This is a genomic window from Ruegeria sp. YTSA064 (assembly GCF_059610325.1).
The window spans coordinates 252,483-274,586 of record NZ_JBXWNK010000007.1 but is presented as its reverse complement, the minus strand read 5'-3'; the positions used below and the strand labels follow the sequence as shown (position 1 = coordinate 274,586).

At 57.3% G+C, this 22,104-nt stretch carries 22 protein-coding genes; 9 read left to right on the top strand and 13 right to left on the bottom strand.

Annotated elements, in window-relative coordinates; genetic code table 11:
* Positions 1 to 5: 5 nt before the first annotated feature.
* From AC2FI7_RS12915 to AC2FI7_RS12900, 4 genes are all read right to left on the bottom strand, one after another.
* A complete protein-coding gene (locus tag AC2FI7_RS12915; RefSeq protein ID WP_496816113.1) occupies positions 6 to 2,291 on the bottom strand; it encodes a glycosyl hydrolase family 28-related protein in 2,286 nt (761 codons plus the stop codon).
* Between the two features lie 136 nt (positions 2,292 to 2,427).
* Positions 2,428 to 2,829, bottom strand: a complete 402-nt coding sequence (locus tag AC2FI7_RS12910) for a DUF4864 domain-containing protein (protein WP_010442463.1) — start codon at positions 2,827 to 2,829, stop codon at positions 2,428 to 2,430.
* A gap of 48 nt (positions 2,830 to 2,877) precedes the next feature.
* Complete coding sequence (locus AC2FI7_RS12905; protein ID WP_010442464.1) at positions 2,878 to 4,452, bottom strand: lysine--tRNA ligase; 1,575 nt, start codon at positions 4,450 to 4,452, stop codon at positions 2,878 to 2,880.
* Between the two features lie 226 nt (positions 4,453 to 4,678).
* Positions 4,679 to 4,813, bottom strand: a complete 135-nt coding sequence (locus AC2FI7_RS12900; protein ID WP_010442465.1) for a hypothetical protein — start codon at positions 4,811 to 4,813, stop codon at positions 4,679 to 4,681.
* A 446-nt stretch (positions 4,814 to 5,259) separates the two neighbouring features.
* On the opposite strand from AC2FI7_RS12900, the gene AC2FI7_RS12895 reads away from it, so the two are divergent.
* Positions 5,260 to 5,682 (top strand): tellurite resistance TerB family protein, encoded by a 423-nt coding sequence (locus AC2FI7_RS12895; RefSeq protein WP_010442466.1) that lies wholly within the window; start codon positions 5,260 to 5,262, stop codon positions 5,680 to 5,682.
* On the opposite strand, the gene dacB is transcribed toward AC2FI7_RS12895, so the two are convergent.
* The 3 genes from dacB to AC2FI7_RS12880 all read right to left on the bottom strand — a co-directional run bounded on the left by dacB (position 5,679) and on the right by AC2FI7_RS12880 (position 8,349).
* Positions 5,679 to 7,157, bottom strand: a complete 1,479-nt coding sequence (gene dacB, locus AC2FI7_RS12890) for a D-alanyl-D-alanine carboxypeptidase/D-alanyl-D-alanine endopeptidase (RefSeq protein ID WP_496816112.1) — start codon at positions 7,155 to 7,157, stop codon at positions 5,679 to 5,681. The two genes, AC2FI7_RS12895 and dacB, sit on opposite strands and share 4 nt — an antisense overlap.
* Before the next feature lie 67 nt (positions 7,158 to 7,224).
* Positions 7,225 to 7,845, bottom strand: coding sequence for a nicotinate-nucleotide adenylyltransferase (locus AC2FI7_RS12885; protein ID WP_010442468.1), 621 nt, complete (start codon positions 7,843 to 7,845; stop codon positions 7,225 to 7,227).
* A gap of 87 nt (positions 7,846 to 7,932) precedes the next feature.
* Positions 7,933 to 8,349, bottom strand: coding sequence for an MOSC domain-containing protein (locus AC2FI7_RS12880; protein ID WP_496816111.1), 417 nt, complete (start codon positions 8,347 to 8,349; stop codon positions 7,933 to 7,935).
* A 101-nt stretch (positions 8,350 to 8,450) separates the two neighbouring features.
* Here AC2FI7_RS12880 and AC2FI7_RS12875 point away from each other — a divergent pair, with 101 nt between their 5' ends.
* The 3 genes from AC2FI7_RS12875 (at position 8,451) to AC2FI7_RS12865 (ending at position 12,224) form a co-directional block, all read left to right on the top strand.
* Positions 8,451 to 9,737, top strand: coding sequence for a KAP family P-loop NTPase fold protein (locus AC2FI7_RS12875; RefSeq protein WP_010442470.1), 1,287 nt, complete (start codon positions 8,451 to 8,453; stop codon positions 9,735 to 9,737).
* An 88-nt stretch (positions 9,738 to 9,825) separates the two neighbouring features.
* Positions 9,826 to 11,493, top strand: coding sequence for an energy-dependent translational throttle protein EttA (gene ettA / locus AC2FI7_RS12870; protein WP_010442471.1), 1,668 nt, complete (start codon positions 9,826 to 9,828; stop codon positions 11,491 to 11,493).
* 23 nt (positions 11,494 to 11,516) lie between these two features.
* Positions 11,517 to 12,224 carry a hypothetical protein gene (locus AC2FI7_RS12865; RefSeq protein ID WP_496816110.1) on the top strand — a complete coding sequence of 236 codons (708 nt, stop codon included), beginning with the start codon at positions 11,517 to 11,519 and terminating at the stop codon, positions 12,222 to 12,224.
* A 505-nt stretch (positions 12,225 to 12,729) separates the two neighbouring features.
* Here the strand turns inward: AC2FI7_RS12865 and AC2FI7_RS12860 are convergent.
* Complete coding sequence (locus tag AC2FI7_RS12860; protein ID WP_496816109.1) at positions 12,730 to 13,278, bottom strand: REP-associated tyrosine transposase; 549 nt, start codon at positions 13,276 to 13,278, stop codon at positions 12,730 to 12,732.
* A 327-nt stretch (positions 13,279 to 13,605) separates the two neighbouring features.
* Here AC2FI7_RS12860 and AC2FI7_RS12855 point away from each other — a divergent pair, with 327 nt between their 5' ends.
* Both AC2FI7_RS12855 and AC2FI7_RS12850 read left to right on the top strand, forming a co-directional pair.
* Entirely contained in the window at positions 13,606 to 13,812 is a 207-nt protein-coding gene (locus AC2FI7_RS12855) for a cold-shock protein (RefSeq protein ID WP_010442474.1), read from the top strand.
* Between the two features lie 166 nt (positions 13,813 to 13,978).
* On the top strand, positions 13,979 to 14,533 hold the full coding sequence (locus AC2FI7_RS12850) for a L,D-transpeptidase (protein ID WP_010442475.1): 555 nt from the start codon (positions 13,979 to 13,981) through the stop codon (positions 14,531 to 14,533).
* Here the strand turns inward: AC2FI7_RS12850 and AC2FI7_RS12845 are convergent.
* On the bottom strand, positions 14,530 to 15,144 hold the full coding sequence (locus AC2FI7_RS12845) for an SOS response-associated peptidase (RefSeq protein WP_010442476.1): 615 nt from the start codon (positions 15,142 to 15,144) through the stop codon (positions 14,530 to 14,532). The two genes, AC2FI7_RS12850 and AC2FI7_RS12845, sit on opposite strands and share 4 nt — an antisense overlap.
* 9 nt (positions 15,145 to 15,153) lie before the next feature.
* Positions 15,154 to 15,813 (bottom strand): arylesterase, encoded by a 660-nt coding sequence (locus AC2FI7_RS12840; RefSeq protein WP_010442477.1) that lies wholly within the window; start codon positions 15,811 to 15,813, stop codon positions 15,154 to 15,156.
* 30 nt (positions 15,814 to 15,843) lie between these two features.
* Between AC2FI7_RS12840 and AC2FI7_RS12835 the strand changes: the two genes are divergently transcribed.
* Entirely contained in the window at positions 15,844 to 16,539 is a 696-nt protein-coding gene (locus tag AC2FI7_RS12835) for an ABC transporter ATP-binding protein (RefSeq protein WP_010442478.1), read from the top strand.
* Positions 16,536 to 19,064, top strand: coding sequence for an ABC transporter permease (locus AC2FI7_RS12830; protein WP_496816108.1), 2,529 nt, complete (start codon positions 16,536 to 16,538; stop codon positions 19,062 to 19,064). The genes AC2FI7_RS12835 and AC2FI7_RS12830 overlap by 4 nt, the downstream gene beginning before the upstream one ends.
* Before the next feature lie 2 nt (positions 19,065 to 19,066).
* On the opposite strand, the gene AC2FI7_RS12825 is transcribed toward AC2FI7_RS12830, so the two are convergent.
* Entirely contained in the window at positions 19,067 to 19,513 is a 447-nt protein-coding gene (locus tag AC2FI7_RS12825) for an RrF2 family transcriptional regulator (protein WP_010442480.1), read from the bottom strand.
* Between the two features lie 94 nt (positions 19,514 to 19,607).
* Between AC2FI7_RS12825 and AC2FI7_RS12820 the strand changes: the two genes are divergently transcribed.
* Positions 19,608 to 20,219 carry a gamma-glutamylcyclotransferase family protein gene (locus AC2FI7_RS12820; RefSeq protein ID WP_010442481.1) on the top strand — a complete coding sequence of 204 codons (612 nt, stop codon included), beginning with the start codon at positions 19,608 to 19,610 and terminating at the stop codon, positions 20,217 to 20,219.
* Between the two features lie 15 nt (positions 20,220 to 20,234).
* Here the strand turns inward: AC2FI7_RS12820 and gltX are convergent, their stop codons facing one another.
* Together gltX and AC2FI7_RS12810 are read right to left on the bottom strand one after the other, a co-directional pair.
* On the bottom strand, positions 20,235 to 21,560 hold the full coding sequence (gene gltX / locus AC2FI7_RS12815; RefSeq protein ID WP_496816107.1) for a glutamate--tRNA ligase: 1,326 nt from the start codon (positions 21,558 to 21,560) through the stop codon (positions 20,235 to 20,237).
* A gap of 60 nt (positions 21,561 to 21,620) precedes the next feature.
* Positions 21,621 to 22,055: a DUF1801 domain-containing protein gene (locus tag AC2FI7_RS12810; RefSeq protein WP_029622090.1), complete on the bottom strand. Its 435-nt coding sequence runs from the start codon at positions 22,053 to 22,055 to the stop codon at positions 21,621 to 21,623.
* Between the last annotated feature and the right edge of the window lie 49 nt (positions 22,056 to 22,104).

Here is a 22,104-nt window from a genome sequence, read left to right as displayed (position 1 = left end):
ATCAATCAGGTATCGATCCGCAGGATAGTCGAGACTGCCCCGCGCAAGCCTTCGGACCAGCGCAGGCGTATATCGCTCTGACTGGCACCTTGTCTCAGTTCAACATATGGCGAGGTATAGCGTATCGCGTTCGATGCGTTCCTGAGGGTGCCCAGGGCCACAACCGAATCACATCCGCGAGCACGGCCGCCAAATGGTAACTGCCCCTGCGAACTGACGGTCCAGGACGAAGACGACGAACTCTGCGTATGTTGCAGCCTCAACGGGTTGGCGCAGGGCGTGTCGATGCCGTGGAACGTGTTGTTCTCAAAACACACTCTCTTGTACCGTTCCGGGTCGAGATCGGCAAAGCTGGTATCAACCCGATCCACCCGGTCGATCCGCACATTGTTGACGCGGAACTTGTTCCCGGTCACGGTCAGCCCGTTCAGGAAATGACCCGTGCCATAGGGGCGGATCACCAGATAGCTGAACCAGGGCGCGACATCGCTGGCGTAGAAAATGTTATCCGTGATACTCAGCGCGCTGAATGAGAAGCTGGTAAAGTAATCCGGGTTCGCATCGTGCTCGTTGGTCCACTCGATAAAGCAGTTATCGACATAGTTCTCGGCGATGGACGAACTGTTGTAGCCACCGATAATGACCAACCCGGCATTGCGCACCCCGTTGGCCACGTTGTCGCCCTGGAAAAAGTGGTTGCCCAGGACCAGATTGTTGTCGCCGCTCAGCACTGCGAAATGATGGAACCGGGTCGCCCGGTTATGGCGCAGCTTGACGTCATTGGCATTGGCGTTCAGTGCGATTGAGCTGCGATCCGGCACATCCAGACTTTCCTCGGTCGACAGGAATTGACAGCCATCAATCAGCATTCCCTGACATCCGCGCCCGATCGAGGTAACGCCGCGATCTTTGGGGCGACTGATAAAGCAATCCTTCAGCACAAAGGTGTTCCCACCCGGGGACAGCCGGATCGCGCTGCATCGCCCGTTGCACTGGAACTCGATCCCTTCCATGTTGAACTTCTGCAGCGCGCTGAAGCCGCTGAAATCCAACAGATATTTGAAAGCTGTAAAGGTGAAAGCCTGTGTACCCGCCGCATCATAAGTCGGCGCGCTCAGCGTGATCTCACCGGTGCTTTCGTTTTTCGACCGCACATAGACCTCGCGCCCAACACCGCTGCCGGTGACCAGCGAGCCCACAGGTATATTGGCCACATTGGCCACATTGGTCAGCGTATCAGGATCAGACGGGCTATAGGTCGCGACCGAGGTGAAGGTTTCAGTATCCCAGGCCGAGCTGCTTTTGACATCAAACTGTCCATTACGCACCACGCGACGGGTGGCATAGCCCGTTCGGTTTGGCACCGCCGCCGCCATATCGATAGATTCGGTTACTGCGATCTTGCGCCCACCCAGATCCAGCGATTCATGGTCCGAGCTATTCAGCAGCGCCTGAAAGGCCTTTTTGAAAGCCAGCATTTCGTCACCGAACGCGGTGATATAGGTGGGCAAATCAAAGTTCTTGGTCAGCAGCAGCATCTTGTCGACCGGCATCGTGACGGTGCCGTCAAACGAAACCTCGGATGCCATGTTGGTGTTCTCTTCCAGCCGGAACTCACCTTGTGGCACGTAGACCTTGCGCCCATTCGCGGCCTGATCCGCTGCCTCAAACGCCGCCGAGTCATCGGTGACCCCGTCGCCCACCGCCCCAAAATCGCGCACGTCTACCAGCCCGATCATGTCCCGCAGGAAAACCGAAGTCACATCGGTGATCTCGATATCATCCACCCGCACCACCGCGCCGTTGGTGCCTTCGATATCCAAACCAAAATGGCCATAAAGCGCCGTGTTGCCCCATGGCATATCCACGCCGGGGCGCAGGCCCGTGCCCACGATGGCCGTCACCTCATGCACGATGCCATAGCCGGTCAGCTGCACCGCGGGGCCCTGCTCGACCAACCCGTCCACATGCGCATCTCCGGCACCACCGGCCCAGCCCGCAACCCGCACCTCGGGCAGCGGCCCACTGATCGCCTTCACCCGCGCCTTGATCTGCAGATAGCAGCCCGGCAACAAGGACGTCTGCCCCATATAGCGCAGACGCTGAGGCTCTGCCGTCTTGTATATCTCCAAACAGCCCGCAAAATCCGCATCCGCCGGAACGAACACTCCCGTGCCCGACCCCTCATAGGTCGGAGAGCCCGGCGTGCCGTCGCCACTGGACCAGACCCCAAGACCAGCCGCATAGGCGGGCGGCATGAACACCATGCCATCGGTGATTGCCTTGTTCATGTAAAATCCCTTTCCCAATCGCGCCAAGCACGCGCGCCAAAACCCGATACTGCCCGGGCCCTGAGCCCAAGCGCATGGGTCTGAGTATCGAAAAGGGATTAATCGTGGCTCTTACCACCGTGACGATGGTGTTGCATCAGGCCGCCGGGTCGGAGTTGCCCAGCAACTGTACACCGTTGATCTTCCAGCCGTTTTCCTGTCGGATCATTTGGTAGTCCAGCAAATGCACGCGTCCGTCACCATCAGTGATCATGACCTTCTGCCACAGGGCTCCGCTAATCTCGCGCAACTCCAGAAACCTCACATCCGCAGGCCGCCAGACCATAGGATAGCCACGGCGCACCATAATCCCGAAATTCTCCGGATCGCCAAACAGCCGCTGGATATTGGGGCTGGCAAAGGTGAAGGCGGTGGCAAAGTCATCCGCCTTGAAGGCCTGTATCTGCGCCGAGATATTGGCCTCAATCTCGTCACTCTGAGCAAAAGCTCCGGATGCCAGTCCGGCACTCAGAGATACAGCAAGCAATAGTCGACGCATGGGGTCACCTCCTGTTGCAAGGGTAGCCCCACACTGGATCAGGTCAAATCAGACCAATTCCCCGGCCAGCGCCTTGTCGATCAGAGCAATCGTCTCTTGCACGCCATAAAGCGCGATGAACCCACCAAACCGAGGCCCTTGCGAAGCCCCCAGCAGCACTTCGTAAAGTGCCGTGAACCAGCCGCGCATCGGATCGAACCGCTCACGCCCGATGGAATAGACCACCGATTGCAGTGCCTCGTCTTCCATCGGCCCGTCATAGGCTTCCAAAGCCGCCCTCAATGCTTCCAGCGCCTCACGCTCCTGATCCGTCGGCGCGCGATGCTGGCGCGTCGGCTTGACGAAATCGTTGAAGTAGCGCACCGCAAAGCCCGCCGCCTGATCCAGATCAGGGTGAGTTTCCGCCGTGGCCTCAGGCGCATACCGGCGGATGAAGCCCCACAGCGCCTCTTTGTCCTCAGCCCCGGATACCGACGCCAGATTCAGCAACATCGCAAACGGAACCATCAGCGTGGACTCGGGCACATTCCCACCATGGATATGCCACACTGGATTATTCAACTGCGCCTTCAGGTCCTGCCCCGGATAGGCCCGCAACTGCTGATGATACTCATCATACGCCTTCGGGATCACATCGAAATGCATCCGCTTAGCCGTCTTGGGCTTTTGATACATGAAATAGGCCAGTGACTCAGTCGGCGCATAGGTCAGCCATTCATCAATCGAGACACCATTGCCGGATGATTTGGAAATCTTCTGCCCGTTCTCATCAAGGAACAACTCATACGAGAAGTGTTCAGGCGCACGGCCTCCCAAGGCCCGGCAGATCGCGTCATAGATCTTCTCGTTGGTGGCGTGTTCCTTGCCATACATCTCGAAGTCAACGCCCAGCGCGGCCCAGCGCGCGCCGAAATCCGGCTTCCACTGCAGCTTGACGTTCCCGCCGGTCACGGGCAGCGTCCATTCCTTGCCATCCTCGTCATCGAAGGTGACAGTGTAGGTCTCGGCGCAAACCTTCTTCATCGGCACGTACAGAACCCGCCCGGTCTCGGGGTGGATCGGCAGGAAGATCGAATAGGTCTGCTGACGTTCTTCGCGCAGGCTTTTCAGCATGATAGCCATCACGTCATCATACTTCTCAACAGCGCGCTTGAGGATCTCGTCAAACTGGCCCGAGCGATAAAACTCGCGCGCCGAATAGAACTCATACTCGAACCCGAAGGTATCGAGGAACCGGCGCAGCATGGCGTTATTATGCTCACCAAAGCTGTCATGCGTGCCAAACGGATCGGGTACCGAGGTCAGCGGGCATTGCAGATAGTCCTGCAGCACTTCTGGGTTCGGCACATTGGTCGGCACCTTCCGCATCCCGTCCAGATCGTCCGAGAAGCAGATCAGCTTGGTCGGAATATCAGACAGCGCCTCAAACGCGCGCTTGACCATCGTGGTCCGCGCGACCTCGCCAAAGGTGCCTATGTGCGGCAGACCCGAGGGTCCATAGCCCGTCTCAAACAGCACATATCCCTTCTCCGGAGCGCCCTGCTTGTACCGTTTGAGCAACCGCCGCGCCTCTTCAAACGGCCACGCCTTGGACGTCATCGCGGTTTCACGCAGGTCAGACATTTGGATACTCCATCGGGAAACGTGCCAGACACCCCATGCGCCCGGACCGGCCCCTGTTATTGTGCAGGTGCAGTATGAGTCAATAAAGGGTGGTGAATTTCATGCCTCTATGCGCATGAACGTCATGCAATCAATATCTGCTCTGGACTACGAATGTCCGCAACGCGGACACAGCGGACATTCATCAAAGTTGCGCACTGGAGCGAACCATCCAGTAATCAAATCGTCACTGTGTCCACTTGAATTTTCCAGTCTGCTTACCCGACATATCGTGAAAAGTGCCTTTTCCATCCGGTTTGAACATATAGACAACCCCAAAATCCGAGAAGACGACCTGCAAGCCACTTTTAGTTTTTGTCATAGGATTGTTTGCAGGAGAAGTATTGGTGTCTCGCAGGCACAAACCACTATTCGAATTGCAAGATACGATATTTGGACTGTATGGCCCGCCGTTCTGTGAGTGCCACTCTGAAGTCACAGTAATTCGTGAACCAGCTGTGATATCCTGAGCGAAGGTCGGGGTCGCTGTAGTGAAGATTGCTGTTGCTATCCCTGCAAGTAGTTTTCTCAAAGAATTACCCTCCACAAATAAAATATTAGTTAATTTGCCCAATGGCGGACGCATGTCAAGCGAGCGGAGGATACAGTGTAATCTCCGGTAACTTTGGGCTCTAAACGGACATACGCATCACAGCCGATATCACCCACCCTGCCCGATCGCAATCATCGCATGCCAAAACTATCAGTTGAACCTCCCCGCACCCCCTCCTATCGTGCGGCAACAGACGTATCATTCAGGACGACACCATGACCGAGCAAACCCCACACCCGATGTCTCCGCAGGATTGCCTTGTGGCGATCATGGTGGCGGTTTCCGCCTCGGACGAGAACATCCGAACCGCCGAACTGGTCAAAATCGAAGGCGCGGTCAACATGCTGCCGGTGTTTGCAGGCTACGATATCGACCGTACCCGCCGCGTCTCGCAAATCGTATTTGATCTGTTTGAACAGGTAGACGGGTTGGATGCCCTGTTCGGACTGATCCGTGACAACCTGCCTGAACGCCTGAACGAAACTGCGTATGCGCTGGCTTGTGACGTCGCCGCCGCTGATGGCACACTGGCCGAAACCGAACTGCGCTTGCTGGAAGAAATCCGGTACGAGCTGAGCATCGACCGCCTGCACGCCGCCGCCATCGAACGCGGAGCCCGGGCGCGGCATACAACCTAACTGCCGTAGAGCGTACCCCAGCGCTCGATCAAATTACGCTGCAACGTGCGCGATCGTCGGTTCCATGGCCGCGCGCCGTCCGGGCGCTCGCGCGATGCTCGCGGGATCGTGGCGCGGTGCGCGGTATCGGCGGTGAAGATCGCAAAGGCCAGATCAACCCCATCTGCCGTTGTCATATAACCCCCAAGGCCCGAGACGAAGTTCAACGTCCCCGTCTTTGCGTCGACCTTGATCGGATGATCCTTGACCGGCTGCCCATTTTTGTCGGCCAGCGTAAAGGACCGAAGCAATGGCCGCAGCTCCTCTGAGTGCCCCGCAGCCACCAGCGACTTGACCAGACCGGCGGGGGCCATGCGCGACGCTCCGCTGAGGCCGGAATGATCGACCATCGCGATCCCATTCGCACCAAAGCGCGCGGCCGCCCAGCGGTTCATTTCAGTGGCGGACTCTTCGAGGCTCTGCGGTGCAACCCGGCGCGCTTTGGTCGCCGCCAGGCCCACCATTTCAGCGGTTATATTGGTCGAATATCTCAGCATCCCCTTCAGGATGCTTTCCAACGGATCGCTTTGATGCACCACCAGCGTGGTCCCTTGCGGTACTTGCCGCGTTACCTGCACCCGGCCCAGCACGATCCCGTTCACGCGTGCCAGCGTGCGGAACACATCTCCGGCATAAAGCGCTGGCTTTCGTACCGGCAGCCAGCGTGCCCCGCCATTGCCCAGTGCCCCTTTGGCCACGGTCCAGCGATCCTGCCGCGCGCTTGGCTGATAGGTATAAATCGGCAGGCTGCGGTTCTCGACCCGCATAGAGGCCATATCCACCGACGGCGTATAGTTCGCGCTGCGCGCATCCATTGTTACGTCGTACCCGGTGGCCTCGCGTTTCCACTCGAAATGCACGCGGTTGAAGTTCAGGGAAATCCCGCTGATCGACGGGCTATAGCCCAGATGATCCGGCTGCCCCGGATCGATGCTGAAGACGTAAGGCAGCGCACCATCATAGACTTTGAACGCGCCTCGAACCTCGGTGATCCCGGCCTTGCGCAGATTGGCTGCCATGGTGGCCAGTGCGTCTGTATCCAGCAGTGGATCCCCACCACCCGCAAGGATCAGGTCGCCTTTCAGAATGCCATTCTCGATCGGTCCATCCGCGATCAAGGTGGTTTCAAACCGATGCTCCGGCCCCAGCACATCCAGCGCGTAAAGCGCGGTCAACGCCTTGGCGACACTGGCGGGCGGCAGGCTTTGGCCTTCGCCATATACCTCCAGCGGGGTTCCGGTTTCAACGTCGGCCACGGCAAAGACAACTTCGCCCCTCAGCCCCGCCGCTTTAACCAGCCGCTCGGCCCCGCTGGGCTGCGGCCCGCGCAGCACAGGACGCAAGGACACCAAAGGCGCCTCGGCCAGACCCGTGCCCGGAACCAGAGACGCCCCTAATCCACCCAGAAACAAACGACGCGAAATTCGATCAACCATGGGTCTATTAGAATCCCAGAGCTTAAATGCAGACAATCACTAGATTAAGATTATGCGCCAAGAGGAGTCATTCCGGCAACACCCCATCGCTCCAGCCTCCGCGCTTGCGCAACTCGGTCGAGCTGAGATCGACCATCGGCACGTTCACAAAACACCAGGCCGGAGCCTGCGCCCGCCCCAGCAAATGCCGCGCCTGCCCATCTATGCGGTATTTGGCATAAAGCCGCGCCGCCGGTGACATTCTGGCAGAAATTCGATCCCCCGGTCGCGCCACAACGCCCACTGGCACGCTGTCCATGATCTGTCGCCAATCTTTCCAACGATGAAACTGCGCCAGATTATCCGCACCCATCAGCCAAACGAACCGCACTTGAGGATAAAGCTGTCGTAACGCCGCCAGTGTATCCGCCGTCGCCCGCGTCCCCGTCAGCGCTTCGATATCCGTAATCTCTACTCGAGGGTGCTGCATCACATCCCGCGCCGTCGCAACCCGCCGCGCCAGAGGTGCAGGCCCCCGCTCCTTAAGAGGGTTCCCCAGAGAGACCAGCCACCACACCCGGTCCAGCCCAAAGGCCTTCATCGCCTCACGCGTCACATGCACATGGCCCTGATGCGGAGGATCAAACGACCCCCCGAACAACCCCACGACCTGACCGGGCCGCGCATATGGTATGGTACTGCGCTCCATATCTTGCTGATGTTCAGAACTGGGCGGCCTTGTCAATCAACAGGTTGCACCATATCGCCGATCCTGATCCGCCCCGGCTTTATGACCTCAGCACACCAACCTCCATGGCTGCGCACTGCGGAATACACCGCCTGCCCTGCCCAGCGCCTCCTCCATCCGACTGCACGGAGCGCAGATCACGATAAAGCGCAAAACGGCCTCACCCACCTGCACCTCGCGCCCCTTAAGCCCCGCCAGATTGATCCCCGAGACCACCAGATTGCGCCGCAGGATTTCCGGCGCAATTGGCCTTTGACCAAGAAACGACCCTATCGTCACCAGATGCTCTTGCTGGATCAGTGTTACGGCCCGTTTGCCCGCCCGGCTACGGTCGCCATCGAGGCCATCGGTGGAGGTTATTGCTTCTTCCACAATCTCCATCCCAACCCGCCGTTCGGGTCTGACACCGATCCATTCCACGCGACCGGGCTGAGCCCAACCTGCGATGAGGTTTTTCAGAGACATATCGGGACCTTCCTGCACCATACCCCCTCATTTAGCAGTCTGGTCCTTTCACACACAGACGCTAAGAGTAGCGCTGATTGATTTGTGAATTGGAGAAAGATATGCGCCTGACGATCCCGGAGCCCAAGATCAAACTGTATGAAGATGGGTTTGATGAACACGACAAACTCTCGCGCAAAACAACTGGTGATAAGCTTTCAGAATTGGTCGAACGGATAGACGACCCAATGGTGGTTGCTTTGGATGGAGCATGGGGCTCTGGCAAGTCGTTCTTCCTGAAATGCTGGGTGGGCGAGCATTTGAGGCGAGAGGGAAATACGACCCAAACCGTCTATTTCGACGCATTCAAACATGACTTTCTAGACGATCCTTTGATTGCGCTGACCGGAGCGATTGCCGAACGATTTAAGGAGTCTGGTGACAAAACCGCCCAAAAAGCTTGGGATCAAGCCAAACGAGTGGCTCCTGCTCTTGGTCGGGCAATTATTCGAGCCGGGATTTCAGTCGCCACAGCGGGTCTCGTGAATAAAGCAGACCAATTGGCGGATGCCGCAATTGAAACTGCTTCGCGCGAACTTGACGAAGCTATTGCCGAATTCTGGAAAAGAGAAAGCGGAAAACGGGTTGCGATGGAGTGCTTTCGTCAAGCATTGGTCGACTTGACTGATCCAGACGTGAACGGACTACCGGCACGAAAGCTGGTCATCGTGGTAGATGAATTGGATCGCTGTCGACCAGACTACGCGCTGTCGCTACTGGAAACCATCAAACACTTCTTCAACGTAGATGGAGTACACTTCATTCTTGGCGTCAATCTGGAACAACTACAAAACAGTGTAAAAGCCAGATGCGGAAGTGGAACGGAAGCTGACGCATATCTTCAAAAGTTCTATCCCTTGAAGCTGAAGCTGCCTAGAATGATCCAGCACACGCGGGACCATCTACATTATTTCAACTATGCATCTGCCCAAATGCAGATACCCATCCCGATACACGAAACTACACGCGCCCTTTTAGGATTGTACTCTGGCCACCTGCCGATGACACTAAGGGCCATTCAAAGGGTTTTGTCAGTTCTCGTCTTAATTCCACCGGACAGACCTCAATACATATCCGATAAGATTCTAGTAACTGTGGCGATTGTGAAAGTTTGCGCGCCTCTCACCTATGAACTTATGAGGGAGAACAAATTAACACCACAAGATCTGCAAGAAGTTTTTAACTTCGATCAAAGTGATCTTGCGTTATGGACCCGTGTATTGAGGGCCGCTAGCGGTCATGAAGAGGTATTCCGTCCGAGCAAACGATTGATACCAGAGAACCTTCTCCCTGAAATCTGCGATGAGTATCTAGAGGTCTTTGACTCTAGCGCACTGCAATTCAGATAGTGAGGTCACAATCATCCACGATTGCCCCCACCCAACGCATCCGCTATCACACCGCCCAACTCAATTTCCCCGACCCAGAGGACGCGACATGGCCGCCTATCAATATGTCTACCACATGCAGGGTGTCTCAAAGACCTATCCCGGTGGCAAAAAGTGCTTTGAAAACATCCACCTGAGCTTTCTGCCCGGCGTGAAAATCGGTGTTGTTGGCGTCAACGGCGCGGGTAAATCGACGCTGATGAAGATCATGGCGGGCCTCGACACCGACTTCACCGGTGAGGCATGGGCCGCCGAGGGCGCCAAGGTCGGTTATCTGCCGCAGGAACCGCAATTGGATGAATCGCTGACCGTGCGCGAAAATGTCATGCTGGGCGTGGCCGCGAAAAAGGCCAAGGTCGACCGTTTCAACGAAATCGCCATGGAGATCGCCGAGAACTATTCGGACGAGTTGATGGAGGAAATGACCACCCTGCAGGACGCGATTGATGCGGAAAACCTGTGGGACCTCGACAGCCAGATCGACGTCTCGATGGAGGCGCTGCGTTGCCCGCCGGACGATGCCAACATCGCCAACCTTTCGGGCGGTGAGAAACGCCGCGTGGCGCTCTGCAAACTGCTGCTCGAAGCGCCCGACATGCTTCTGCTCGACGAACCGACCAACCACCTGGACGCCGAGACCATCGCCTGGCTGCAACAGCACCTGATCGACTACAAAGGCACCATCCTGATCGTCACCCACGACCGCTATTTCCTGGATGATATTACGGGATGGATCCTCGAGCTCGATCGCGGTCGCGGCATTCCTTACGAGGGCAACTACTCTGCATGGCTGGAACAAAAGGCCAAACGGCTGGAGCAGGAAGCCCGCGAGGACAAGTCCAAGCAAAAGACGCTGCAACGCGAACTGGAATGGATGCGTCAGGGCCAGAAGGCTCGTCAGGCCAAATCCAAGGCCCGGATCAACGCCTATAACGAGCTGGCCGAACAGTCCGAACGCGAAAAGCTGACCCGCGCCCAGATCGTCATCCCCAACGGCCAGCGCCTTGGAGGCAAGGTGATCGAGGTCGAGGGGCTGTCGAAGCACATGGGCGACAAGCAACTGATCGAAGGGCTGGATTTCGCCCTGCCCCCCGGCGGCATCGTCGGCGTCATCGGCCCCAACGGTGCCGGTAAATCGACGCTCTTCAAGATGCTCACCGGTCAGGAACAGCCCGACAGCGGCACCATCACGCTGGGCGACACGGTCGAACTGTCTTATGTCGACCAGTCCCGCGACGACCTCAAAGACAACGACACCGTGTGGGAGGCAATCACCGGCGGTGCCGAGATCATCCAACTGGGCGACGCTCAGGTCAATTCCCGCGCCTATTGCTCGTCCTTCAACTTCAAGGGCGGCGACCAGCAGAAAAAGGTCTCTCTGTTATCCGGCGGTGAGCGCAACCGCGTCCACATGGCCCGCCTGCTGAAAGAGGGCGGCAACGTCTTGCTGCTCGACGAACCGACCAACGATCTCGACGTCGAAACCCTGCGCGCACTGGAAGACGCGCTGGTCGATTTCGCGGGCTGCGCCGTCGTAATCTCGCACGACCGCTTCTTCCTCGACCGGATTTGTACGCATATTCTGGCCTTCGAAGGGGATGCCCATGTGGAGTGGTTCGAGGGCAACTTCGAGGATTACGAAGAGGACAAAAAGCGCCGTCTGGGACCGGACGCGCTGGAGCCCAAGCGGTTGAAGCATAAGAAGTTTGCGCGTTAGTTTCGACTTTAGAGCTGGCACCCTTGAGTAGTCGAATCTTAGGGTGCCAGATCAAAACCAATGTCGATTGTTACTTCTACGAAAGAAGCATTTTGGATCTTTTTAATAATATCTCATCCCCCAAAAAAAATCTGCTAAAGAAAGCCGCTGATGAAGCTGCACAGAATTGGATTTGGTGGAAGGATGACTACCTGCATGATGGACGGTTCAGAGACCTACCGGTTCTTCAGAATTATCCTCGATTCAGAGGTTTTGGCGCTGATTATTCAGTTTTCCGAGGCTGGAGTGCAGAACAATGTGATGCTGCCCTAGGTTGGTTTAGTATTCAAAGTGATCCTGTTGATTTCAACGGGCTGTACTCTGAATTTATGAAGTACTGCGAAACCCACGAAGCGCTTAAGAAAAACCTACAAAGACGTGTATCGCTCGTTTCAAAGCTTCTCGCGATGTGGAGACCTAATGAATTCGCGATGTGGGACACCCTAGCTCGTGAAGGCATGAGGCAAATTCACGGCCGCGTACGAGGCAGAAACTATCGGAAAAACGGCGCCTCAGATTACATTGCGTTTAATACTGACTTCCACTGTTTGCGAAAATTATGGAGCGACGAACTAAATATCGCCGCGATGGGAGCTGGAGGCGCAAATTTAGATGGCGAAATACGTTACGAACAGTTTTCAGCTAGAATTCTAGACAATTACCTAATGAACCTCGCAACTCTAAAGAGTTAGAAAGCGTAGGATGGGTGCGCGCACCTATCATTCCTCAATTCTCCAATATCCAACCACATAAATTGATGGTTGAAATCACCCATCCTATGACTCTCCGAACTTCCCTCCAAGACCCCACAACCCCATTCCGGATCAACCCGGCCTGCGCGGATATCACGATGGATCGACGAATACGGCCAATCGGTCGGGTGCTACACCAACCCGTGCTTGACCGGGTTGCCCCAACAATACGCCATGTGAGTCCGGTAATCCCGTTCATCACGGATACAATGTTCCCAAAACCGGCGTTGCCAAATCCCGCGCTCCTGTTTGGCAACCTTGGACCCGCTTCGCGGACCGAATACTCCGACGTCGCGCACAAATCCGCTTTTGACTAGCAAGCGTAGGATGGGGTTTCACCCCATCACTCACTCAACGATCATACCCGAACACCCGCACGATCTGTTCCCGCGTACCAAACCACTTCCAAACTTCAACATTCCAAATGATGGGGTGAAACCCCATCCTACGGCTCTCCGAACGCGCCATCGGTGACCACACCACTCCATTGCGGATCAACCCGGCCCGTGCGAATGTCGCGATGGATTGACGAAAACGACCAATCGGTCGGATGCTTGACCAACCCATGTTTGACCGGATTGTTCCAACAATACGCCATTTGATTGCGGTAATCCGTTTCATCCCGAATGGCGTGCTCCCAAAACCGGCGCTGCCATATCCCTGCATCCCCCTTCGCGATCTTCGAATTCGTTCGTAGAGTGGGGTTCCACCCCACCACTCCCGGCGCCTTCACCCCACGCGTAAACCTCGATTTAATCGCACCCCACCGCGTCAAATAATCCGCATCCCCCGGCGGCAGGGTCCAGACCGCGTGCAGATGATCGGGCAACACAACAATCGCATCGCACCAGAACGGCCGCTCCCTCTGGGTCACTGCAAAAGCAGCGCGCAAATGCACCACCTCTCGCACCAGCAAATCCGACGACCGGTCGGCCAAAGACACAGTGAAAAAATACTTGGCTCCGGGAATGCGGACGCGTCGGTAATCGCTCATGCCGCAACTTGATCATGACGAGGGTTAACGGATTCTGAATGCCACTCCGACGCGCCAGATAAATAACCGGGTCTTATCAAAGGTCCGCAAACTAATAACCAAAACCATCGGCGGATTCTTGTACAAATCGGACGATTGCCCCTCAACCCCCTGTACAAACCGTACAATCCGCCCTTGCCACACGGCCTGACCGATGCCATATCCAAGAGGCTTACGTTTTTCTATTTCGACCCACTGTCTCCTTCTACGGCGCTCAGTCACTCGATCCAGACTACGACGCCAGGCTGCCGCAACTCCGTGGGCAGCACCAAACAGGAGACAACGGATATGCCCGCAGGCACCGTAAAATGGTTCAACACCACCAAAGGCTACGGCTTTATCGCACCCGAAGATGGCGGCAAAGACATCTTCGTACACATCTCGGCTGTCGAGCGTTCGGGCCTCACCGGTCTGGCCGACAACCAGAAAGTCACGTACGAGCTGCGCGCTGGTCGTGATGGTCGCGAAAGCGCCGACAATATCGAACTGGCCTAAGCCGTTAGAAGGGCGGGATTTTTCCCGCCCATCCCATAAGCCCGCATTGAGTGTGTGGCAAAGGGAATACATCACAATCGGGTTATCCTTCCCCGGTGATTGACCAAATCGGCTATCATTCCAAAACTAGCGTTATGATTTCTTTGGTCATTTGAGGGATGTCACCATGTTCACACGCCGTGTTTTTCTGGCCGGTACTGCTGCCAGCCTGTTGCCGGGTGTTGCCAGCGCCAAGAAAGCGGTCGAGTATGATCCGACGCCGCAATTCGTGCGCATCAAAAAGCAATTTCAGCCCGGTCAGTTGCTGGTCGCGCCGCGATCCTTTTACCTTTATTATGTAACCGAGCCGCGCAAAGCGATCCGCTATGGCTGCGGCGTCGGCAAAGCCGGACTGGAATTCACCGGATCGGCCACCATTGACGTCAAGAAAGAATGGCCGACCTGGCGACCCACCGAAGAGATGATTGAGCGGGACCCTGTCACCTATGCCAAGTTCAAAGACAATGATTATGTCCAGCCCGGCGGCGGAGACAATCCTCTGGGCGCGCGCGCGCTGTATCTGTTTCAGAACGGGGTGGACACGTATTTCCGCATTCACGGCACAACGCAGCCGCAGACCATCGGTCATGCAGTTTCAAACGGGTGCATTAGGATGCTGAATGAGCATGTGATCGATCTGTACAATAGAGTTCCTATCGGCACGGTGGTCACAGTGGTCTAAGCCCCCGACCAATCGACGTCGTCAGCTTCTTCGATCATCAACCGACCTTCGGGCCAAGGGCGCGTCAAACTCTGCGCCTCGTCTTCAGACCCATGCAACCAGCGTTGAACGTCCCGCGCCTCCAGCAGCACTCCCATTCGGTGATGGATCGGCTTTACATCAGCGTTGGGTTCGCATGTCACCGCTGCAACCTGATCCACGCGTAGCCCGCCCGGGGCTTCCCAAGTGTCGGTGATCGCAGCAAAAAGCAGTGGAGCCCCGTCTTTGGCGGCAATCCGGCAGGCCGTTTTGCGTCGCTTCTCACCGGTCCATTCGTACCAGCCATCCACCGGGATTATGGCGCGACCGACCCCTTCGAAGGCGCTCTTGTCAAAAACCGTCTCGGAGCGCGCGTTTACGATGGTCTCCATCACCGGTCGTCCACGCGCATTGACCCTGCCGACCGGGATAATCCCCCATCGCATGGTCTTTAACCCATCACCAGTCAGTACGACCACTTCTTGACCCGGTTGAATGTTTTTGCGTGCTGGCTGAGGCCCAAGACTGTCTTCCACATTCAAAAACAGAGCGATCTCGCCAATTGGTCGTGTGAGGAAAAACCGGCCGGGCATCGCGTCCTCCTATTCGCCAATGCGCTCCGCAAGCGCCAAGACAAAGGGTCCCAGCGTGTCAACGATCAGCGCAACGCCTTGGGCACTTGGATGGATACCATCAGATTGCATGAACTGGCGCGCGGCCGCCGGATCGCCTTCGGTTGTGAGCCCGTCAAAAAAGCTTTCCGCATAAAGTGAATCATATTGCTCTGCCAGCTCTGGATACATGGCGTCGAAACTCTGCTTGTAATCGGCTCCGTAATTACCAGGCGCCTGCATTCCAACCATTAGCACCTCGACATCCGCGGTCTCTGCAGCACGCAGTATTGCCTCGAGGTTTGATCGGGAAACGCTCGGATCGATGCCACGCAACAGATCATTGCCGCCAAGTGCAACAATCATGCCGTCGACCTCTGGTGTCAGGGTCCAGACAACGCGGGCAGCGCCCCCTGCGGTCGTATCTCCGGAAACACCGGCATTGATCAACCGAACCTCCGCACCTTCTTCCTGAAGCCAACGCTGCAGTTGCGGCACGAACCCGTCTTGTTCTGGCAGCCCATATCCTTGTGTTAGGGAATCTCCGAGCGCAGCAATCACAACTGGCTCTGCCATCGCTGCAATTCCGCAACAGATGAACGCGCCTGAGATCAAACCCTTGTGTAGCTTCTGTTTCACGCCATATCCCAATGGACTGTACCTCTCTTGATGGCCTGATCGATGACGACACCTGTTCTTACGCTCCAAGATGCCGCATTATCGCTGGATGGCAATGCCGGAAGGGTGGATATTCTGCACGACATCTCTCTGTCTGTGAAACAGGGCGAGACGCTGGGGTTGGTCGGTCCGTCCGGCTCAGGAAAATCCTCACTGCTAATGCTGATGGGTGGGTTGGAACAAGCCACCGACGGCCACGTCACGGTATTGGGCCATGATCTGACGGAAATGAGTGAGGATGCACTTGCCCGGTTTCGTCGTGAATCAATGGGTGTGGTGTTTCAGAATTTTCACCTGATCCCGACGATGACCGCGCTTGAGAACGTCGCCACCCCGCTCGAACTTGCAGGGCATAAGGATGCTTTCAAGCGCGCTGAGGCCGAGCTAGAGGCTGTGGGGCTGTCACTTCGAAGCGATCACTACCCGGCGCAATTGTCAGGTGGAGAGCAGCAGCGTGTGGCGTTGGCCCGCGCGTCGGCCCCACGCCCTAAGATTTTGCTGGCAGACGAACCCACAGGAAATCTGGACGAAGCCAACGGTGCGGCGATCATAGATCTGTTGTTCGGTCTACGCGACCGGCATGGTGCCACCCTGGTTCTGGTCACGCATAGCCACACGCTGGCGCAGAAATGCGACCGCGTCGTGCGGTTGCGGGATGGACGCATCGCTGAAGAGTCGCTGCGCGAAGCAGCCGAATGAGCCTGCGCCTGGCAGGAAGACTGGCACGGCGCGAACTCCGCGGTGGGCTGCGTGGATTTCGGGTGTTTCTGGCGTGTCTGGCCTTGGGCGTTGCAGCGATTGCCGCGGTCGGCATGGTCCGCCAAGCAATCCAGACCGGCCTTCAGCAAGAGGGCGCATCGCTACTGGGCGGGGATGCGCAACTGGAATTCACCTATCGCTTTGCCAATGATCAGGAACGCGCGTGGATGGAAAAAACCGCACATGCGGTTTCAGAGGTTGTTGATTTTCGGTCTATGGCCGTAACGGGAAACGGGACGAACACGCAACGTGGGCTGACGCAGGTTAAGGCTGTGGATGACGCATATCCGCTGTTAGGTTCGGCGATCCTTGAACCTGAACTTACTCTGACCGATGCCTTTGCAGGTGCCGATGGGCTGCCTGGTGCAGTCATGGCCCCCTCTCTGATTGACCGCCTAAACCTGATGGTTGGCGAGCAGTTTGAACTTGGCACGCAGAGATTTGTTCTGATGGCCTCGTTAGAGCACGAACCTGACGGCGCGGCTGATGGGTTCTCGCTTGGGCCGCGCACATTGGTCCGGACAAAAGATCTGCAGTCTTCGGGCCTGTTGGCGCCGGGCACTTTGTTTTCAACTAAGTACAGGTTGGACCTGCCTCAGGCTGCCGAATTGGATGCGCTGTCGTTGGAAGCGAAGCAGGCCTTCGAGGGGACCGGCATGCGCTGGACCGACGCTCGCAACGGTGCGCCGGGAATATCTGAATTCGTAGGCCGCCTCAGCGCGTTTCTGGTTCTGGTGGGCCTGTCGGGATTGGCCGTTGGCGGGATCGGGGTGTCTGCTGCCGTGCGAGCCTATCTTTCCCAAAAGACGGAAACCATTGCAACATTGCGCACATTGGGCGCTGATCGGGCGACAATCTTTCAGACCTATATGATTCAGATCGCCGTTCTGTCGGGCATCGGTATTATCATGGGTTTGGTTCTGGGCGGGGTACTGCCGCTGCTGCTGGCCCCCTTAATCGAAACGCAGTTGCCAATCCCCGCAGTCTTCTCACTTTATCCGCAGCCACTGTTCGAGGCCGCGCTTTATGGCGTGTTGACCGCGTTCCTGTTCACACTGTGGCCTTTGGCCAGAACGGAAGAGGTGCGCGCGGCAACATTGTTCCGGGATGCGCTTTCCTCGGCGCGCAGTTTCCCGCGCCTGATCTATGTCGTCGCGACCGCTATTGGCTTGGCCGCACTGATCGGAGCCGCTGCATGGTTCAGTGGTTCAACCCGATTGACCCTCTGGACCAGCGCAGGGTTGGCCGGGGCGCTTACTTTGCTGGCTCTTTCTGCCTTTGCCATTCGCAAATTGGCCCGCGCGGGCGCCCCTTGGGCCAGAGGCCGCCCTGCCCTGCGGTGGGCCTTGTCCGCCATTTCCGACCCTCGCGAAGGGGCAGCGTCGGTGGTTCTGTCCCTTGGGCTCGGCCTGTCGGTCCTTGCAGCTGTGGGACAAATCGACGGGACCCTACGCAATGCGATCTCGGGCAACCTGCCAGAAGTGGCACCCTCATATTTCTTCGTCGATATCCAGAAGGATCAAATGCCCGGGTTCAGCGAACGTCTCGACACTGACCCCGCCGTCAGTCGGGTAGAAAGCGCTCCAATGCTGCGCGGGATCATTACCAAGATCAATGGACAACCCGCGCGAGAGATTGCAGGCGATCACTGGGTTCTGGACGGCGACCGGGGCGTGACCTATTCCGCCCAGCCGCCGCAGAATGCCCGCGTGACCGACGGAGTGTGGTGGCCCGAGGATTACAGCGGCCCTCCACAAGTCAGCTTTGCCGCCGAGGAGGCTGCTGAGATGGGGCTTAAACTTGGGGATGAACTCACGGTCAATATCCTTGGCCGCGATATCACTGCTGAACTGACCTCATTACGCGAAGTTGATTTTTCGACCGCTGGAATGGGATTTGTCATGTCGATGAATCCCTCCGCGCTGGCGGGCGCGCCGCATAGCTTCATCGCAACGGTTTATGCCGAAGAGCAGGCCGAAGCCGCCATCCTGCGCGATCTGGCGGGGCAATATCCCAACATCACGGCGGTCCGCGTCCGCGATGCCATCGACCGGGTCTCTGGTTTGCTGGCGGGCCTGGCAGCAGCTACCTCGTATGGCGCAGGCGTGTCCCTGCTGACCGGTTTTCTGGTGTTGATCGGTGCTGCCGCCGCAGGAGAGCCAGCGCTCAGATATGAAGCGGCGATCCTCAAAACTCTGGGCGCGGACCGGGGCCGCATCCTGCGCAGTTTTGCCTTGCGAGCTATTCTGTTGGGGGCCGCTGCCGGATGTGTCGCCCTGTTGACCGGTATTTTGGGCGGCTGGGCCGTGGCCACATATATCTTCGACACAGATTTCGCGATTATCTGGTCATCCGCGCTCGGGATCGTTATCGCGGGCGTCGCGGTAACGCTTGGCGCGGGGATGCTCTTTGCGCTGCGCCCGCTTTCAGTGCGTCCGGCGCGCATTCTTCGCGCCAGTGACTAAGTTCAACGCACGCACGCGACGGGCTGTAGTATCTTCAGCAACTGGTCGTTGTCACAAACCAACGCATCAAGCGTGATTTCGTCTAAGGACGCATAAAACACCTCAGCCGCATCCTGCAGCGCTAATCGCAAGCGGCAGGCATCGGTCAGCGGGCATGTATTGTCTGCATCCGCAAAACACTCGGCAATCGGCAATCCACCTTCAACATGGCGGAACACAGACCCGACCCGGATCTGATCTGCCGAGCGGGCCAGCGTCATGCCGCCATTGCGGCCACGTTGGGTACTGAGATAATCCAACTGGCTAAGCTGGTTGATCACCTGCGCCAGATGGTTCTCGGAGATGTTGCAGACTTCTGCAATTTCAGCCTTAGTAACCAGCCGATCCTGATGCGCGGCACAATACATCAATACGCGCACCGCGATATTCGTCCGTTTGGTAATCCGCATGAGGGCCTCCCGAATCTCAAGATGAAGCCTTATTGCATGTTCTGTAAAAAGACTGTTTGACATACATCAATCGTCAAAGAAGGACACGACCCGCATGGCAGACCCCTATTTCTTCGGCTATGGCAGCCTCGTGAACCTGTCGACGCACGATTTTCCCGACCCGCGCCCGGCGCGTCTGAAGGGCTGGCGGAGGGCGTGGCGGCACACCGATCTGCGCCCGGTCGCCTTTCTGACCGCTGTGCCGGATCCCGCATCCGAGATCGACGGCATGATCGCTCACGTGCCCAAAAACGACTGGGTCGCGCTGGATGAGCGGGAATGGGCCTATGAACGCGTGCCTGCCACGCGATCAGTCACCCATACGCTGACGCAAGAGGCAGAAATCGCCGTCTACGCCGTGCCCCATGACCGCCATACAGCGCCCAGCAACCACCATCCGCTGCTGCTGAGCTATATCGATGTCGTGGTGCAGGGGTACCTGAGGGCATTTGGATCAGACGGCGCTGATCGCTTCTTTGCCACAACCGATGGCTGGGACGCGCCGATTTTGAATGATCGTGCCGAACCGCGATATCCGCGTCATCAGCAACTAAAGCCCACCGAGACGGAATTCGTGGACGACCGTCTGCAGCGCGTATCGGCCCGCGTATTGCAGACCGGAGAACAAAGAAAGGCAGGCGAACTGCCTGCCTCCTTCGTGTTTTAAGATACTCTCTGCGGATTACCCGCGCGCGCGAATCACCTGAAGCAGCGGCAGCAAGGTCGCCATCTCTGGCCCGCGCTCCATTCCGGTCAGCGCTTTGCGCAGCGGCATGAACAGGCCTTTGCCCTTACGGCCCGTGGCCTCTTTCACCGCCTTGGTCCAATTCCCCCAGGTATCCGCGTCGAACGGACCTTCGGGCAGCAGGGCCACCGCCTCTGCTATGAATTCACGATCTTCATCTGCGATCAGAGGTTCTGCCCCATCGCGGCAAAGATCCCACCAGCCTTTGAGATCGCTCAAGGTGGTGATGTTTTCACGCGCCATGGTCCAGAAAGGTTCTGCCAGTTCATCCGGAACACCCGCCTCGGCAACGGCATCCGCAACTTCGGCCAGAGGCAGCGATTGCAGGTGCTTCGCCGTCAGCGGGAACAGATCTTGCACATCGAACTTGGTCGGTGCCGCGCCAAAACGGTTGATGTCGAACCCGTCGATCAGCTCGGACATCTCAGCACGCAGCTCAACCGGATCAGAGGAACCCAGACGCGCCATCAGGCTCAGAAGGGCCATTGGTTGGACGCCCTGCTCTCGCAGATCACGCAAGGCCAGTGTGCCCAGACGTTTAGACAGGGCCTCGCCCTGCGGGCCTGTCAACAGAGAGTGATGCGCAAAGCGTGGGCAAGTGCCGCCCAACGCTTCGATGATCTGAAGCTGCGTCGCCGTGTTGGTGACATGGTCCGAACCACGCACCACGTCGGTCACGCCCATCTCGGTATCATCGACCACGGACGCAATCGTATAGAGAACCTGACCGTCACCCCGGATCAACACCGGGTCGGATACCGAGGCGGCATCGATCGAGATGTCGCCCAAAATGCCATCGTTCCATTCGATACGCTCGTGGTTCAGTTTGAACCGCCAGACGCCATTGCCGCGCTCGGCGCGCAGCGCCTCTTTCTCGGCGTCGCTGAGGTTCAGCGCGGCACGGTCGTAGACCGGCGGCTTGCCCATGTTCAGTTGTTTCTTGCGCTTGAGGTCAAGTTCGGTTGGCGTTTCAAACGCCTCATAGAACCGACCCATCGCGCGCAGCTTGTCCGCAGCCTCGGCATAACGGTCCAGCCGTTCCGACTGACGCTCGACCCGGTCCCAATGCAGGCCAAGCCACTCCAGATCTTGTTTGATCGCATCGACATATTCTTCCTTCGACCGCTCGGGATCGGTGTCATCGATACGCAGGATGAACGTACCGCCTGCTTTGCGGGCGATCAGATAATTCATCAGGGCGGTGCGCAGGTTGCCCACATGGATGTAACCGGTGGGCGACGGGGCGAAACGGGTCGTGATCATGGAAGTCTCCTGTTGGCGCGGCTCATGTCACATGGGCGCGTTTTTGTCCAGAAGAGGCTTTCAGGTCGGCTCTACCGGCCACATACCATCCAGATGTTCGAGCCCAGCCTTGATGAGCTCACGAAGCACGTCGAGATCGATGTCTGACAACTTGTTCACGTAGAGGCAGGATTTCCCCAGCTTGTGTTTACCCAGTCGAGACAGGATATTTCCGAAATCAGCATAACCCGGCATGATGTAGATGGAATGCGCAGCCTTGCGCGGAGAGAACCCGGTCGCCAAAAAATCGCCTTCCCGCCCGGAAGCATAGCGATAGTGATATCGGCCATAGCCAATGATCGACGGACCCCACATCACTGGGGCAAACCCGGTGGTATCCTGAAAGAGCCTGTCCAGCACTTGCGCCTCGTCCGCCTTACGCAGCGGCTGAACGGTCGCCAGAAATTCAGCAATATTTTGCCCGGTGGGCACTGTTTTGTTCTCAGATCGCGGCATGAACAAAAATTAACACGTAATGTTCATCCATGCAGCCCATGTATTGGGT